The 16881-nt window shown below is 30.0% G+C and carries 14 protein-coding genes and 1 pseudogene; 13 read left to right on the plus strand and 2 right to left on the minus strand.

Going from position 1 to position 16881, the window contains the following annotated elements:
• Positions 1–65: 65 nt before the first annotated feature.
• On the plus strand, positions 66–332 hold the full coding sequence (locus BM384_RS09245) for a hypothetical protein (protein WP_347455060.1): 267 nt from the start codon (positions 66–68) through the stop codon (positions 330–332).
• 107 nt (positions 333–439) lie between these two features.
• Here BM384_RS09245 and BM384_RS09250 read toward each other — a convergent pair whose 3' ends face one another.
• On the minus strand, positions 440–1789 hold the full coding sequence (locus tag BM384_RS09250) for a YjiH family protein (protein WP_090013085.1): 1350 nt from the start codon (positions 1787–1789) through the stop codon (positions 440–442).
• A gap of 195 nt (positions 1790–1984) precedes the next feature.
• Here BM384_RS09250 and BM384_RS09255 point away from each other — a divergent pair, with 195 nt between their 5' ends.
• The 9 genes and pseudogenes from BM384_RS09255 (at position 1985) to BM384_RS09295 (ending at position 11328) form a co-directional block, all read left to right on the plus strand.
• Entirely contained in the window at positions 1985–2839 is an 855-nt protein-coding gene (locus BM384_RS09255) for a Cof-type HAD-IIB family hydrolase (protein ID WP_090013086.1), read from the plus strand.
• 512 nt (positions 2840–3351) lie between these two features.
• Positions 3352–4434 carry an AI-2E family transporter gene (locus tag BM384_RS09260; protein ID WP_090013088.1) on the plus strand — a complete coding sequence of 361 codons (1083 nt, stop codon included), beginning with the start codon at positions 3352–3354 and terminating at the stop codon, positions 4432–4434.
• Positions 4435–4446: 12 nt separating this feature from the next.
• Entirely contained in the window at positions 4447–5256 is an 810-nt protein-coding gene (gene proB, locus BM384_RS09265) for a glutamate 5-kinase (protein WP_090013089.1), read from the plus strand.
• A gap of 18 nt (positions 5257–5274) precedes the next feature.
• Positions 5275–6519 carry a glutamate-5-semialdehyde dehydrogenase gene (locus BM384_RS09270; protein ID WP_090013091.1) on the plus strand — a complete coding sequence of 415 codons (1245 nt, stop codon included), beginning with the start codon at positions 5275–5277 and terminating at the stop codon, positions 6517–6519.
• 163 nt (positions 6520–6682) lie between these two features.
• On the plus strand, positions 6683–6916 hold the full coding sequence (locus BM384_RS09275; protein ID WP_090013093.1) for a FeoA family protein: 234 nt from the start codon (positions 6683–6685) through the stop codon (positions 6914–6916).
• 9 nt (positions 6917–6925) lie between these two features.
• A pseudogene (feoB, locus tag BM384_RS09280) lies at positions 6926–9035 on the plus strand (ferrous iron transport protein B).
• Between the two features lie 105 nt (positions 9036–9140).
• A complete protein-coding gene (locus BM384_RS09285; RefSeq protein ID WP_090013094.1) occupies positions 9141–9920 on the plus strand; it encodes an SDR family NAD(P)-dependent oxidoreductase in 780 nt (259 codons plus the stop codon).
• 15 nt (positions 9921–9935) lie between these two features.
• On the plus strand, positions 9936–10751 hold the full coding sequence (locus BM384_RS09290; protein ID WP_175537328.1) for a Cof-type HAD-IIB family hydrolase: 816 nt from the start codon (positions 9936–9938) through the stop codon (positions 10749–10751).
• Positions 10752–10854: 103 nt separating this feature from the next.
• Complete coding sequence (locus BM384_RS09295; RefSeq protein ID WP_090013097.1) at positions 10855–11328, plus strand: putative ABC transporter permease; 474 nt, start codon at positions 10855–10857, stop codon at positions 11326–11328.
• A gap of 58 nt (positions 11329–11386) precedes the next feature.
• On the opposite strand, the gene BM384_RS09300 is transcribed toward BM384_RS09295, so the two are convergent.
• Entirely contained in the window at positions 11387–12115 is a 729-nt protein-coding gene (locus BM384_RS09300) for a phosphatase (RefSeq protein WP_090013099.1), read from the minus strand.
• A 171-nt stretch (positions 12116–12286) separates the two neighbouring features.
• On the opposite strand from BM384_RS09300, the gene BM384_RS09305 reads away from it, so the two are divergent.
• From BM384_RS09305 to carB, 3 genes are all read left to right on the plus strand, one after another.
• Positions 12287–12691: a hypothetical protein gene (locus tag BM384_RS09305; RefSeq protein ID WP_090013100.1), complete on the plus strand. Its 405-nt coding sequence runs from the start codon at positions 12287–12289 to the stop codon at positions 12689–12691.
• Positions 12692–13061: 370 nt separating this feature from the next.
• Positions 13062–14111, plus strand: a complete 1050-nt coding sequence (carA, locus tag BM384_RS09310; protein ID WP_090013102.1) for a glutamine-hydrolyzing carbamoyl-phosphate synthase small subunit — start codon at positions 13062–13064, stop codon at positions 14109–14111.
• Between the two features lie 13 nt (positions 14112–14124).
• The coding region (carB, locus tag BM384_RS09315; RefSeq protein WP_090013104.1) for a carbamoyl-phosphate synthase large subunit at positions 14125–16881 on the plus strand (2757 nt) is incomplete at its 3' end.

The following is a 16881-nucleotide window of genomic DNA, read 5'->3' on the forward strand; positions in this document are numbered from 1 at the left end:
GAACCGTAGGAACTACGGGGATAGCTTGGGTTTGCTTAGCACATTAGTGCTATCGACCAAGAACCCTGCGACTTCAGTCGTGGGAGGTTCAGTTAAGAGCTGTTGAACAGATTGTTGATAGTGAACAAGTAACTGCAATAGGTCATATAATGAAGTTTGCTGAAGAAAGGATAGTAAATAATTCTATGACTTTAGAAGAAGTGACTGACAAGGTTATTGAATATATGAATAAGAATGGATTAATTTCAGTGGGTAATAGCGGAAATTTAGCTATGCCAAGAAAGCAGGAAATTATGGCAGCCTTTAATAGATATAGAAAGTTAAAAGTTTAGCTATAAGAGTTAATGAAGTAAGTATAAGTTTTATGGAATTACTATAAAAAATATTACTGGAAAGTAAAACTTCCAGTAATATTTTTTAAATTATTTCTTTTCTAATCTTAAAATATGAAATTAGCTACAAGAACTATAAATGGTAAAGTTATTAAAGTTCTTTCTATAAATAATATGATTAAATCTTTTAAGTCAACAGGAATCTTAGATCCTAAAAGTAATCCACCAACTTCAGACATATAGATTAATTGAGTTACTGATAAACAAGCAATTATAAATCTAGTCATTTCACTTTGAATATTAGTTGCTAAAACTGAAGGAATAAACATATCAGCAAAACCAACTATAAGTGATTGAGAAGCTTTAGCAGCTTCAGGTACTTGTAATAACTTTAAAAGAGGTATAAATGGAGTTCCAAGCCATTGGAATATACTTGTGTATTCAGCAATCATAAGAGCTATTCCACCCATGGCCATAACAATTGGAAGTACTCCAATCCACATATCAATAACATTTTTAAATCCTTCAGTAAAGATTCTACTAATACTATAATTTGCATCAGCTCTTTTTAAAGCATTTTCTAATCCCCATGAAAAAGTAGTGTATCCTTCAGGAATACTATCACTATCATCTTTTCTAGGTGTACCATCAATATATGTATCTTCTTTATGTCTAAGAGGATATATTCTAGGAAGAATAATTGCAGACAAAATTCCTGAAGCTGTAACAGTTAAATAGAATGGGACAAACATGTGAGCAAGTCCAACTTGACTTATAACCATTAAACAAAAAGTAATAGATACAGCTGAGAATGTAGTACCAACAACAGCTGCTTCTTTCTTTGTATAAAAACCTTCTTCGTATTGTCTACTAGTTAATAAAATTCCTATAGTACCATCACCAAGCCAAGATGTTATACAGTCTATAGATGATCTTCCTGGTAAATTAAATACAGGTCTCATTATTTTAGTAAGTAAAGCACCAACAAATTCTAGTAAACCGTGGTTTAAAAGAAGTGGTAAAAATAATCCTGCAAATAAGAAAACAGAAACTAACAGTGGTAATAAACTAAATAAAACTGTTCCACCAGTAGAATCAGACCATATAAATTCAGGGCCTACTTTTAAATAAGTTAAAATAACTAAAATCATACCTATAATTCTACCAGTAAGCCATACCGGCGTTACATTAAACAATGAATTAATAAATTTATTCTTTGGCTTAATAAATTTCACTAAAATACTACCTATAGCAGAAATAGAAATTAAAATAACTGTTATTAATGGAAGTACTGATGATAATTCTGTAACTAATAAATTTGATAAAAAAGCAATAGGAATCGTAAAATTACCTTCTATTTTTACTGGAATGATAAATAATAAAACTCCTATCATAGAAGGAATGATAAATTTTAATATCGAAGAGATATTATATTGTTTCCTTGAATTTTTATTCATGAACAAGTCCTCCGAACTTATAAATATGCATTAATATTTTAATATATAAAAATTAAAAAAGATAGTGTTTTTTTAGAGCAAATTATAAAAAAATTGTAATATAATGAAGTATTAATGAGTGTTAATGTGAAAAATAATGAAGTATTATATTCATATAAGACATAAAACAAAGGAAGAAATGAAGGAGGAATGAAGATGATAAAACTTATAGCTTCAGATATGGATGGAACTTTATTAAATAATAATCATGTAATTTCAGAAGAAAATATAAAAGCAATTAGAGAAGCTCAAAAAAGAGGAATTGACTTTGCTATTGCAACAGGAAGAGACTATGCAGATGTTGAACCTTTTTTGAAACAATATAATCTAAAATGTGAAAGTATAGTTTCTAATGGAGCTGAATATAGAGATGTGGATGGCAATATAATAGAATCAATAGATATAGATAAGGATCTAGTAGAAAAGGTATTCAATATAATGGATAAATATGGACTTAAAGCTGAGTTATTTACAAGTGACGGAATATACACACCTAATTCTCGAGAGGAAGCACTTAAAGGAACAATTTATATGCTTTCTACTTTCTTAAAAATAAGTACTGAAGAAGCTGAAAAATTAGCAAAAAAGGATGAAAAATTTAAAAGGTTAAAATACATTGAAAATTTATATGAATTTTTAAATGGACCAATTGAAGTAAAGAAAATATTTGCTTTTTATAGTGATGTAGATTTAGTTAACAAAGCTAAAGCTGAAATTCAAAAAATAAGCGGCTTAGCAGTATCATCTTCTTTTGTAAGCAATATAGAAATTACTAATGAAAATGCACAAAAAGGATTAATATTAGCGAAAGTAGCGAAAAAGATGGGCATAAAGAAAGATGAAGTTATGATAATGGGAGATAGCTTTAATGATTATTCTATGTTTACTGAATTTACTGAAACTGTAGCTATGGAAAATGCTATACCTGAAATAAAAAAAATAGCAAAATATATAACTGATACAAATGAAAATGATGGAGTAGCAAAGGCAATTAGAAAAATTTTAAAATAAATTTTCAAAAAAATAGTGTAAAAAATAGAAAAAGGTATTATAATAAACATGTATACAAATATCGTGGAATTAAGATCCCGAAGTAGTACCCCCCAGATACTACAAAAAGTATAATTCCTAAAACAAATAATAAGCCATTAACTAAAAAATAGTTAATGGCTTATTATTTTTAATATCTAAAAACTTTAGAATAAAACTAACTTATAAAGAATATTTTATGCTAACCAAATTGGCTTTTTTACTATATTTTTAAGATTAATAAATTATATTTTAGGAGATTAAGTATGTCTAAAAAATATTATTGAAATCTTCTTTTATCTATTAATAAATAAATGAATTTTTTTGAAAATTTATAAATTATATTTTTTATAAATTGGAATTTAATGAGCTTTTTTATAATTTTATATATAAAAAAAATAAGGAAATAAACCGTAAAAAACTATTTCTTGTATACCAGTTTTGAGTGAATTTTTTTTCATAGTAAGTAAAAACTAAATCAAAGGAGGAATACTATGAAAAAAAAGAATGTAATTTATAACTTAATTATAGCTAATCTATCAGTACTACTTTTATTATTATTAAAAAGGATTACTATATTAAAAGAATTTATAAATGTATTATTAGTAGTAATAATAGCCCCTGTTTTATTTGGAGTTTTTTTCTTTTATATATTAAGACCTCTTGATAGTTTGTTCTTAAGAAAAGGTATGAAGAAATCTCGTGCTGCTTCATTAACATTAATAATAGCTGCTTTTCTCTTAGCTGGAATCTTTAGATATTTTGGAACATATTTATTTACTCAAGGTGTTCAGCTAATAGCGTTCATAAATACAAAATTTACTGATGAATCAACCATGAGAGTTATTGATGGATATATGATGAATGAAAGTTTCAAAGGATTAATTCAGAATATATCAGATCAAGTGATTTCTTATATAACAGTAATTATTTCTAATTCAAAAGATATATTTGATGCTGGAATGATGATTTTTTCGGACTTACTTTTAGTAATACTTATAATATTTTTTCTACTTAAAGATGGTGAAAAAGTTAAACCTACAATACTTAAATACATTCCTTCAAAATATAAAAAAATAAGTGGTGAAATTTTAAGTAAAAGCGATGATGTACTTTCGACTTATGTTATAGGTCAGGCTATTGTTGCTCTTTCTTTAGCATCTATGGTCTTTATAGGATATAAAATTATAAAAATGCCAAGTGCAGTACTTCTATCTTCAATAACTTTCATACTTGCGTTTATACCTTTTATAGGATTTTTTATATCTATGATAATCCCTTATATGATAGCTATTATTCTTGGACCTCAAATGATTTTAAGGTTAAGTATTTTAGTACTTATAGCACAAACATTAAAGGGAAGGGTAGTAGTACCGTTTATTATGGGAAGAGCTATGAAAATACACCCTATTACAGATATTTTTCTTGTAGTTGGAGCAGCATCTATAGGAGGAGCCTTAATGGCTTTTTGTATTGTACCTATATATTCAATTTTAAAATTAATCTTACAAGTCCTAATAGAACAAAAGGAAATTCCGTGGTATAGTAATATTAAAAGTATGAATAATAGAAACTAAGGAGTTGTGAAAATGGACTTTCGTGAAAAATTAAGAGATACAAGAAAGATAGTAGTAAAAGTAGGAACATCAACTCTAACATATGAAAACGGAAATATAAACTTAGGAAGAATTGAAAAGCTTGCAAGAGTAATATCAGATTTACAAAACTCAGGTAAACAAGTTGTTTTAGTTTCTTCTGGGGCTATTGGTGTTGGTGTTAATAAACTAAAGCTTAAAGAGAAACCTAAGACAATAAGAGAAAAACAAGCTGTTGCAGCAGTAGGACAATGTGAACTTATGCATATATATAGTAAGTTCTTTGGTGAATACAGCCATACAGTAGGTCAAGTACTATTAACTAGGGATGTTGTTGAAGATGACCATATAAGAGAAAATGTTATAAATACATTTGAAACATTAATGGAAAATGGAATAATACCTATAGTTAATGAAAATGATACAGTTTCTATTGATGAAATTGAGAATATAGTTAAGTTTGGAGATAATGATAATTTATCAGCAATAGTTGCAAAGTTATGTAGAGCCGATTTATTAATTATCTTATCAGATATAGATGGATTCTATGATGGAGATCCAAGAACAAATGAATCAGCAAAGATGTTAAGTGTTGTTGAAGAAGTAACTGCAGAACTTGAAGAGTGTGCTGGTGGAGCAGGAAGTAAGCTTGGAACTGGCGGAATGATTACAAAATTAGAAGCAGCTAAAAATGTTGCTGAAGCAGGGATAGATATGGTTCTTACTAATGGAGAAAATCCAGAAATATTAGTAGATATACTAAATGGAGAAAATATAGGAACTTTATTTTTAGGAAAGAAGTAATATAAGGGGGCAAAAACTTTGAAGGAATTAATTAAAAAAGGTCAAAAAGCAAAAGAAGCTTCTTATGAGTTAATGAATGCAGGCTCTGTAATAAAAAATAAAGCATTAGAGCTTATGGCAGAAAAGTTATTAGCTAATAAAGAAGAAATTATTAAAGAAAATAAAAAAGACTTAGAAAATGCTATTGAAAAAGGTACATCAAAGGTAATGCTTGATAGACTTGCTTTAGATGAAAGTAGAATTGAAGGAATGGCAAATGGTCTTAGAAAGGTAGCAGCTTTAGCAGATCCTATTGGAGAAGTTACAGCTATGTGGAAGAGACCAAATGGATTACAAATAGGTAAACAAAGAGTTCCTCTTGGGGTTATAGGTATTATTTATGAAGCAAGACCTAATGTAACTTCAGATGCAGCAGGACTTTGTTTGAAATCAGGAAATGTAGCTATTTTAAGAGGTGGAAGTGAAGCTATTAATTCCAATATAGCTATTACCAAAGCTTTAAGTGAAGGAATAAAAGAAGCTGGACTTCCAGCAGAATGTGTTCAACTTATTGAAGATACAAGTAGACAAACAGCATCAGAAATGATGAGATTAAATGATTATATAGATGTTCTTATTCCAAGAGGTGGTGCAGGACTTATTCAAGCAGTAGTTAATAATGCAACAGTACCAGTAATTGAAACAGGAACAGGAAACTGTCACGTTTATGTTGATAGTGAAGCTGATTTAGAAATGGCTAAAAACATTGTAATTAATGCTAAGACTAGCAGACCATCAGTATGTAATGCAGAAGAAAAACTTATCATTAATGAAGAAGTTGCAGAAGAATTTTTACCTATTATAGTAAAAGCATTAAGAGAAAAGAATGTTGAAATTAGAGGGGATTTAAAGTCAATGAAGATTATAAATGACTTAAAAGAAGCTACTGATGAAGACTGGGGAACAGAATATCTTGATAATATTATAGGTGTAAAAATAGTTTCAAACATTGATGAAGCTATAGAACATATAAATAAATATGGTACAGGACATTCAGAAGCAATAATAACTAAGAGTTATTCAAATTCACAAAAATTCTTACAAAGAGTTGATGCTGCAGCTGTATATGTTAATGCATCTACAAGATTTACTGATGGAGAAGAATTTGGATTTGGTGCAGAAATAGGTATAAGCACACAAAAGCTTCATGCAAGAGGACCTATGGGACTTAATGAACTTACTACTAATAAATATATTATTTATGGAGAAGGTCAAATAAGATAAAAATATATTAAAAAAGAGCCTTAACACTTAGGTGTGGGGCTCTTTTTTTGTTAGGGGAAAAATATGTTGAATTTTGTACACAATATTGATTTTTTCTTCATATTAATAGTATTAACTAAGGTTCTGAGTCAAGGGAAAAAGATAAACGAGGGGAAGAGAATGAATGAAACTTAAGGAGGCCGAGGTATCATCTTTAGTGAAGGTGATTGATATAGAAGCAGAAGGAGAACTAAGGAGAAGATTTTTCGATTTAGGAATAATAGAAGGAACTAAAATAGAGGTTTTGTATAGAAGTCCATTTGGCGATCCAACAGCATACTTGATTAGAGGAACTGTTATTGCTATAAGGGAGGAAGATAGTGAGAAAATTAGTGTCTTAAGCTTTAATAATTGTTAGGAGAAAGCAATGGGGTTAACTAAGAATTCTACAGGATTAAAGATTATATCAACTGAAGATTCGAAGATGTCTAAGTACGCTGATTATGAAATTGGACTTGCAGGAAATCCTAATGTAGGTAAGAGCACAGTTTTTAATGCGTTAACAGGAATGAATCAGCATACTGGTAATTGGCCAGGGAAAACAGTTTCTAATGCTGAAGGGTATTATGAGTATGAGGGAAAAACCATAAAGGTTGTAGATTTACCAGGAACATATTCATTATTATCAAACTCAGAAGAAGAAGAAATTGCAAGAAATTATATTTGTTTTGAGGAGCCAGATTTAATTGTAGTTGTAGCTGATGCAACATCTTTAGAAAGAAATTTAAATTTGTTTTATCAGATTTCTGAGATTACAGAAAAGGTTATCTTATGTGTAAACTTAATGGATGAGGCAGAAAAAAAAGGGAATAACTATAGATGAAAAAGTTCTAAAAAATAAGATAGGAGATTATATTGTTTTTGCAGCAGCAAGAGAAAATAGAGGAATAGAGGAATTAAAGCAAATAATTGATTTGGGCATAAGAAGTAAAAAGGAACTGAATAAAAGTACTGTTAAGTATAGTAAAGATATTGAAATTGATATAGAAGCTGCTGAGGATATATTAAGAGATGAAATTATTGTTGATGATAAAAGGCTTAGATGGATTTCATTAAGAATGTTAGAGAGAAATGAAGGCATTGAAAAAAGTATAATAGATTATTATGAGATAGATAAGAATATTGTTAATAAAGTTCATGAAATAGGAAAGGTTAAAGATATTGATGATCGGATAATAAAATCATTAGTTAATAAAGCAGAGAAAATAGCCTCAGAAAGTGTTGAATATACAAAAGGGTATGATAAATTTAATAGGAAACTTGATAAGATACTTGTATCAAAGGTAACAGGGATTCCTATAATGATATTAATGCTGCTAACTATATTATGGATTACTATAACTTTAGCTAATTATCCATCACAGGCTCTTTCAACTTTATTTGCATGGATTGAGGTATGGATAAGAAAACTATTTGAAAGTTTATTAGTTCCATCATTTATTTCTGGAATTTTAATAGATGGAGTATATACAACGGTAACCTGGATTGTTGCTGTTATGCTTCCACCTATGGCTATATTTTTTCCGCTTTTCACTCTTCTTGAGGATTCTGGGTATTTACCTAGAATTGCATTTAATCTTGATAAAGGCTTTAAGAGATGTTGTTCTTGTGGAAAACAGGCACTTACAATGTGTATGGGGCTTGGATGCAATGCTGCAGGTGTAGTTGGATGTAGAATAATAAATTCACCTAGGGAAAGACTTATAGCTATATTAACTAATAATTTTATGCCATGTAACGGAAGATTTCCAACCTTAATAACTATTTCTTCAATTTTTATTGGTGGAGGTATATTAGGAGTAAATAGTGGAAATTTATTTTCAGCTTTAGCAGTAACACTAGTAATAATATTGGGAGTATTGATTACATTAATTATATCAAGGATATTATCAAAAACTATTTTGAAAGGTGTGCCATCAAGCTTTGTATTAGAGCTTCCACCTTATAGAAGACCTCAATTTTTAAAGGTAATAGTAAGGTCTATCTGCGATAGAACTTTATATGTACTTGGAAGAGCTGTTGTAGTTGCACTTCCAGCAGGTGCTATTATATGGATTTTTGCTAATATATCAATAGGAAATGGAACACTACTTAGTGTATGTGCAGATTTTTTAAATCCATTTGCAAGTGCTATAGGATTAGATGGATATATATTAATGGCTTTTATTTTAGGTATTCCAGCTAATGAAATAGTAATTCCAATTATTATAATGAGCTATTTAAAGACTTCAACTATGGTTGAAATGAATAATATTATGGAACTTAAAACCTTATTAGTAGCTAATGGATGGACTACATTAACTGCTATAAATACAATGATATTATGTCTTTTGCACTATCCATGTGCAACAACCCTTTTAACGATTAAAAAAGAAACTAACAGCTTAAAATGGACAGTATTAGCATTTTTAATACCAACCATAACTGGGATAATTGTATGCTTTATAATAGCTCAAATATGGCGATTAGTTGTTTAGATAAAAGCAGAATGAATTGTTTCTATTTAGGACTTTCATTCTGCTTTATGTATTAAGAAGTTATTAATGATATAATTTAGAAAAAAGATGTAAGAGGATAGATTCATGAATATTTTAAACAAATATACCTTAATTACAGGTGGAACTGAAGGGATAGGACTAGAACTTGCTAAACTTTTTGCAAAAGATAAACATAATTTAATTATTGTAGCACGAAATGAAGAAAGGCTTGAACGTGTTCAAAAAGAAATAGAAAGAGATTATAAAGTTAAAGTAGAAATTATATCTCTAGATCTTTCAATAGAAGAGAGCTACGAAAAAATATATGATTTTGTAGAAAAGAATAATTACTTTGTAGATAATTTAATAAATAATGCTGGCCTTGGATGTTTTGGATATTTTAAAGATTTAGATATTAATAAGCAAGATACTTTAATTAAAGTTAATGTCTTAGCTTTAACTAATTTAACTCACTATTTCCTAGGAAAAATGATAGAAGTAAATGAAGGTGGAATCTTGAATGTTGCTTCTACTGCAGCCTTTTCTTCAGGACCAAAGATGAGTACTTATTATGCATCAAAAGCTTTTGTATTGTCCCTTACTGAAGCTATACATGAAGAGGTTAAAGGTAGCAAAATTAAAGTAAGCTGTTTATGCCCGGGGGCTGTAAAAACAAGCTTTCAGAAAAAAGCTGAAATAGTTAAAAATGAGAAGGCAGCATATCTTCTTATGAATCCAAAGGAAGTAGCAAGATGTGCATATGAGGGTTATAAAAAAGGAAATGTTATAATAATACCAGGAACAAAAAATAAGTTATTGGTTTTAGCTAATAAGTTTATACCAAGAAGCTTGGCAAGAAAGATAGTTTTATCTGCAAATAAATAAATGGGGGAGATACAATTGGATAAAATTTTTAAAGGATACATATTAGCATCTGATATGGATGGAACACTTATTAATAGCAAGAAGGAAGTTTCAGAAGAAAATAGAAAAGCTATAAAGCATTTTGTTGATAATGGAGGTCTTTTTACTTTAGCTACAGGAAGAATGGTGCAGGCAGTAAGAGGTTTTGTTGATGATTTAAGTATTAAATGTCCTGTAATGCTTCATAATGGTGCTAAGATTTATGATTTTAGAGATGGACAGGTTATTAAGGAGCATTTCATTGAAGAAGAAAGAAAGGAAGCTATAAAAAGATTTTACGAAAACAATCCTCATATAGGTATTGAAATCTTTGCTAATGAAATAGCTTATGTTTATAGAAAATGCAAGTTTACTCAGAGATATGATAGACATAAGGATTATAAAGTTATTTATGAACTTCCAGATGAAATTTGGGATGAAAAGTGGGTTAAAGTTCTTTTAATAGGAGAGAAGGATGAGCTAGATAAGGCAGAAAAGGACTTTAGAGAAAACTATGATAATGGAAATAATTCTTTTAGAAGCGGGACAAACTACTTAGATATAGTTGCTAATGGAGTTTCAAAGGGAAGAGCATTAAATGAATTATCATCAGCATTAGATATTGATCCAGCAAAGGTTGTTGCTGTTGGAGACAATATGAATGATATTGAAATGATAGAGAATGCAGGCTTTGGCTTTTGTGTTAAAAATGGATTAGATTTTGTAAAGGAAAAGGCTGATTATATAGCACCATCTAATGATGAAAATGCAATAGCTTATATAATAAATTGGCTTGAAGATAGAATAAAATAAAACAGACTAAAAAGTCAGATTTAGCTAATACTAATTTTGATAAGTTTATGAAAGGAAGTATTAGTTAATATCCTGGCTTTTTTATTTTATATTTATTTTTACTATGTATTCTTTTTGGGGATGGTGTCTTGAAGAAGTTTTTAGCTATTTTGTACTGGGGTACTTTAAAAAGGATGGATTTTTAAAAGTTCCGTTTAAACCTATGTATGGGATTGCTATAAGTATATTAGTTTACATGTATGAATTTCTAGAGTTTTCAAAGGGCTTCATGATAATTGATTCTTTTATTGTTCCAACATTGGTTGAGTATATAAGTGGATATATGTTAGAAAAGTATTTTGGAAAATCTTATTGGGATTATAAAGATATAAAATACAATTTTCAAGGGATTATATGTTTAAGGTTTTCTTTAGCATGGATAGCACTTGCAGCATTCACACTATTTGCTCTTCAGCCTGCAGTTAGTAAAGTTTATTTAATGGCTGAAGGAATCTTTGGATATGTTTCAATGATATTATTTGTTTACATATTTATTGATTTCGGAGAAATAGCATTTAATAATTTTTATAAGAAGTAATTTGGAATTTTAATTGTGGTAGATAAAAAGCATAGAAACTTTCTATCTACCATATTTTTTATAAATCTTGAAGTCTTCCCTTACCTTTAAAGTGAGCAATTAATTTTTCATGATCATTCATAATAAGTTCTTCTGGGAAGTCAACAGAATTTACAACTTCTAATGAACCTTTAAAGTCACATATACTAAAACATACATGAGCATCAGAAGATAAAATTATTTTAACTCCATATTCTTTACAAAGTTCAGCTATTTTTCTACAGTTATCCTTACTTCCAACTCTTGAAGAACCTGCAATAGATGAATTATTTATTTCAATCATTATATCTTTTTCTTTAGCCTTTTTAACGATAGCTTCGTAGTCTAAAGCATAAGCAGGGTTTCCAAGATGACCAAGTATGGCTATTAAAGGATTTTTGTCTATAGTATTAAGAATAGCCTTAGTATTTTCTTCTTTGGATTTTGGTTGAAAAACAGGTTCGTGAAGAGATACAATCATATAGTCTAAAGCCTTTGATTCATAATCCACTAAATCTATATTTCCTTCAACATCCATTATATTAGCTTCACAGCCCTTTAAAAGTACTACGCCATTTATTACTCTTGGTAAAACTTTTAGATTTCCAAAGTACCATGGGTGAGCAGCACCAGGCATTGCAGGAGCATGTTCAGATGTTCCAAGAATTTTTATTCCATTTTTAGCGCAGTAATCTATATTTTCAAATAAAGTATTATACGCATGACCACTAACAATACTGTGGGTATGTAAGTCTGATAAGTATTTCATAATTTCCTCCTTAAATTATCTTATGTATTAGATTAAGTATAAGATAATGTAAAAAAATAATCAAAGATACCTTAAATGGAAACTTTAAAAGTAAGATGATATTTTATTTGTAATAATTTATGATAGAAAATCATAAGTTTAGGTATCAAATATTTAATGGGAGTATTTTAAATGAAAAATGTAAAGAAAATAATCATTGCATCAGTAAGTATTCTATGTGCTGGATTGTTTGTGGGATGTGGATCAGAAAAGGTATCAAATAATGGTGCAATGGAAGGGTATTCTTTATACTCTCAAGAGTTTAAACTTAGAAACAATGCAGGATCAGATATAGTTGATTTAAGGATATCGTCTGCAGGAGAAGAGGATTGGGGAAATGATATTACTTCAACAAAACTTTTTAAGTCTGGGTATTCTTTAGATGTAGATTTTAAGGTTCCAGAGAAATATGACAGATGGGATATAAAAGCTATAAGCTCAAATGGAGAAACGATAGAGTGGAAAAATGTTAATTTAGAAAATGCAGAGATAATTCTTCAATATAACTCAGAAGATACGAGTATTTGTTATAAATAATTATGTAAATTGCTGTTCTATTATGGAACAGCTTTTTTGTATAAAAATAATGATTTATGTACTTGGCTACTATTGACAATATAATTGTAATAAACTACAATTATAGTTAATAAAATTAAAAGTAAGGTAAACATACACTTTAACTTGGTCCTGTGAGGCCAGAAAGGAGTCTGTAACTATGGATAAATTAAACAAGAATTTCATAGCTTTGTCTTTAAAGACATTTAAAAATAAATCAGAAAATAATAGCAGGATAGCAAAGGGAGTAGTGTTTTAGTAGTCCCTTTACTGTCCTTTTCTTTTTAATCAAATATAAAGTGTCTTTTAAAGTGTATTTTGCTTAAATATAAAAATTTAAGGAGGGCTAAGCATGAGAGCAAAGCTAATTTTAGAAAATGGAATGACTTTTAACGGAAAAGCTTTTGGATATCTTAAAGATAGCGTTGGGGAGGTTGTATTTACAACTAGCATGACAGGATATCAAGAAGTTTTAACAGATCCATCATACTATGGACAAATAGTAACAATGACATATCCGCTAATCGGAAACTACGGAATAAACCTTGAAGATATGGAATCAAAAGGTCCTAAGGTAAAAGGTTTTATAGTAAGAGAAAAATGTAGCCTACCAAATAACTTTAGATGTGAATTAGAATTAGATGATTTCTTAGAACAAAATAAGATAGTAGGTCTTGAAGGAATAGATACAAGAGCATTAACAAAGGTTCTTAGAAATAAGGGAACAATGAAGGGAATAATCGTTGTTGATGATGCTGATGAAGATGAAGTTCAAAAGAGAATTGCTGAATATACAAATGTTGATGCAGTAAAGAATGTAACTACAGAAAGTACATACACAATTGAAGGTGAAGGAAAGCACGTTGCAGTTCTTGATTTTGGTATAAAAACTAACATACTTAGAAACTTCCAAAAGAGAGGTTGTAAGTTAACTGTATTTGGTGCTGATGTAACAGCAGAAGAAGTATTAGCAGTAAATCCAGACTTAGTATTCTTATCAAATGGCCCTGGGGATCCAGAAGATGTACCACATGCTATAGAATGTATTAAAAATTTAGTTGGCAAGAAGCCAATAGTAGGTATCTGTTTAGGACATCAGCTTCTATGTCTTGCACTTGGAGGAAAGACTGGAAAGCTTAAGTTTGGTCACAGAGGAAGCAACCATCCTGTTAAAGATTTAGAAACAGGAAAGGTAACAATTACTTCTCAAAACCATGGATACGTGGTAGAAGAACTTCCAGAAGATGTTATAGAAACTCACGTTAATATAAATGATGGAACAGTAGAAGGAATGAAACATAAGACATTACCAATATTCTCAGTTCAATTCCATCCAGAAGCATCAGCTGGACCACAAGACAGTAACTATATTTTCGATAAATTTTTAGAGTACGCATTATAGGAGGTTTAGGGATATGCCATTAAATAAAGATATTAAAAAAGTTTTAGTTATAGGATCAGGACCAATAGTAATAGGTCAAGCTGCAGAGTTTGATTATTCAGGAACTCAAGCGTGTGAAGCGCTTAAAGAAGAAGGTAGAGAAGTAGTTTTAGTAAACTCAAACCCAGCAACAATAATGACTGATAAGGAAGTTGCAGATAAGGTATACTTAGAACCTTTAACTCTAGAATTTGTAGAAAAAGTTATAGCAAAAGAAAGACCAGACAGCTTACTTGCAGGAATGGGTGGTCAAACAGGACTTAACTTAGCAGTTGAATTATATGATAGTGGAATTTTAGATAAATATAATGTAAAAGTAATTGGTACATCTATTGCATCTATCAAAGAAGGTGAAGATAGAGAATTATTCAGAGATATGATGAATAGAATCAATGAACCTGTTATAAAATCAGAAATAGTAACAGATATGGAAACTGGATTTAAAGTTGCAGAACAAATCGGATATCCAGTTATAGTAAGACCAGCTTACACTCTTGGAGGAACTGGTGGTGGTATTGCTGAAACAAGAGAAGAATTAGCAGTAATACTTGAATCAGGATTACAATTAAGCTCAATAGGCCAAGTACTTCTAGAAAAATCAGTTAAGGGATGGAAAGAAGTAGAATACGAAGTAATGAGAGATTCAGCTGGTAACTGTATAACAGTATGTAACATGGAAAACATAGACCCAGTTGGTATTCATACAGGAGATAGTATAGTTGTTGCTCCATCTCAAACATTATCGGATAAAGAATATCAAATGCTTAGAACAGCATCAATTAATATAATCAATGCAGTAGGAATCGAAGGTGGATGTAACGTACAATTTGCTTTAAATCCAAACTCATTTGAATATGCAGTAATTGAAATTAACCCTAGAGTTTCAAGAAGTTCAGCTCTAGCATCTAAGGCAACAGGATATCCAATAGCTAAGCTTGCAGCTAAGATAGCTTTAGGATACAGATTAGATGAAATTAAGAATGCAGTTACTCAAAAGACTTATGCATGCTTCGAACCAGCACTAGACTACGTAGTATGTAAGATACCAAAATGGCCATTTGATAAGTTCTTTGGTGCAGATAGAGAACTAGGAACAAAGATGATGGCAACTGGAGAAGTAATGGCTATAGGTGCAAACCTTGAACAAGCATTATTAAAAGGTATCAGAAGTCTTGAAATAGGAAAATATTCATTAGAACATAAAAAGTTTAGAGAATTAAGCATGGCAGAATTAAAGGAAAGAGTTGTTTCTCCTGATGATGAAAGGATCTTTGCTTTAGCTGAAATGCTTAGAAGAGAATATAGAATAGATAAGATAGCTAAGATTACAGGAATAGATACATTCTTCATAGAAAAATTCAAATGGATAGTTGATGAAGAACAAAGATTAAAACTTAGCAAAATAGAAGACCTTGATAAAGAGTGGTTATTAGAATTAAAGAAGAAGGGATTCTCTGATAAAGCTATAGCTGATATGTTAAGAGTAAGTCCAGATGATGTTTATAGATTAAGAGATATCTGGAACATAAAACCTTCGTATAAGATGGTTGATACATGTGCAGGTAAATTCGAAGCATTATCACCATACTACTACTCAACTTACGAAGAATATGATGAAGTAGAAGTTTCAGATAAGAAGAAAGTTATAGTTATAGGATCAGGTCCAATTAGAATAGGTCAAGGTATCGAATTCGACTATGCTTCAGTACACTGTGTATTAGCTTTAAAGAAATTAGGAATTGAAACTATAATAGTTAATAACAACCCTGAAACAGTAAGTACAGACTTTAATATATCAGATAAGCTATACTTTGAACCATTAACTGAAGAAGATGTATTAAATATAGTAGAAAAAGAAAATCCAGATGGAGTTATCCTTCAATTTGGTGGTCAAACAGCAATTAAACTTGCAAACTTCTTAAAAGAAAAGAACATACCAACTCTAGGAACTACAGCAGATCAAATAGATATGGCTGAAGATAGAGAAAAATTTGATGAATTACTAGAAACTTTGGGAATTTCAAGACCAAAGGGAAAAGGTGTATGGTCAGTTGAAGAAGGACTTGAAGAAGCAAGAAGATTAAGATTCCCAGTACTAGTTAGACCTTCATATGTAATTGGTGGTCAAGGTATGGAGATCACTCATGATGAAGAAGAATTAGTTTACTACTTAGAAAATGCTTTCGCTAAGGATAAGAAAAATCCAATACTTATAGATAAGTACTTAATGGGTAGAGAAATAGAAGTAGATGCTATCTCAGATGGTGAAAACATCTTAATTCCAGGAATCATGGAACACTTAGAAAGAGCTGGGGTTCACTCAGGTGATAGTGTTACTATGTATCCAACTCAAAATGTATCAGATGATATAAAGGCAAAAATCTTAGACTATACTAAGAAATTAGCTTTAGCTATAGGAATTAAGGGAATGATAAACATTCAGTTCATCGAATTTGAAGGACAATTATATGTAATAGAAGTTAATCCAAGAGCTTCTAGAACAGTTCCATACATCAGTAAGGTAAGTAAAGTTCCAATAGTAGACTTAGCAACTAAGATAATGCTTGGTGCAAAACTTAAAGACTTAGGATATGGAACAGATATATATAAAGAACCAGAATATGTAGCTGTTAAGGTTCCAGTATTCTCAACTCAAAAGTTACCAAACGTTGAAGTATCTTTAGGACCTGAAATGAAATCTACAGGAGAAGTTTTAGGTGTTGGAAAGAAT

It is taken from the genome of Clostridium sp. DSM 8431 (genome assembly GCF_900116755.1).
Taxonomy (GTDB): Bacteria; Bacillota; Clostridia; order Clostridiales; family Clostridiaceae; genus Clostridium.

Excerpts from the sequence above, each read along its gene's own strand:
- BM384_RS09275 (WP_090013093.1), top strand. The coding sequence starts at position 6,683 with ATGAAACTTAAGGAGGCCGAGGTATCATCTTTAGTGAAGGTGATTGAT.
- BM384_RS09300 (WP_090013099.1), bottom strand. The coding sequence starts at position 12,115 with ATGAAATACTTATCAGACTTACATACCCACAGTATTGTTAGTGGTCAT.
- BM384_RS09260 (WP_090013088.1), top strand. The coding sequence starts at position 3,352 with ATGAAAAAAAAGAATGTAATTTATAACTTAATTATAGCTAATCTATCA.
- BM384_RS09295 (WP_090013097.1), top strand. The coding sequence starts at position 10,855 with ATGTATTCTTTTTGGGGATGGTGTCTTGAAGAAGTTTTTAGCTATTTT.
- BM384_RS09250 (WP_090013085.1), bottom strand. The coding sequence starts at position 1,789 with ATGAATAAAAATTCAAGGAAACAATATAATATCTCTTCGATATTAAAA.
- BM384_RS09305 (WP_090013100.1), top strand. The coding sequence starts at position 12,287 with ATGAAAAATGTAAAGAAAATAATCATTGCATCAGTAAGTATTCTATGT.
- carA (WP_090013102.1), top strand. The coding sequence starts at position 13,062 with ATGAGAGCAAAGCTAATTTTAGAAAATGGAATGACTTTTAACGGAAAA.
- BM384_RS09255 (WP_090013086.1), top strand. The coding sequence starts at position 1,985 with ATGATAAAACTTATAGCTTCAGATATGGATGGAACTTTATTAAATAAT.
- proB (WP_090013089.1), top strand. The coding sequence starts at position 4,447 with ATGGACTTTCGTGAAAAATTAAGAGATACAAGAAAGATAGTAGTAAAA.
- BM384_RS09285 (WP_090013094.1), top strand. The coding sequence starts at position 9,141 with ATGAATATTTTAAACAAATATACCTTAATTACAGGTGGAACTGAAGGG.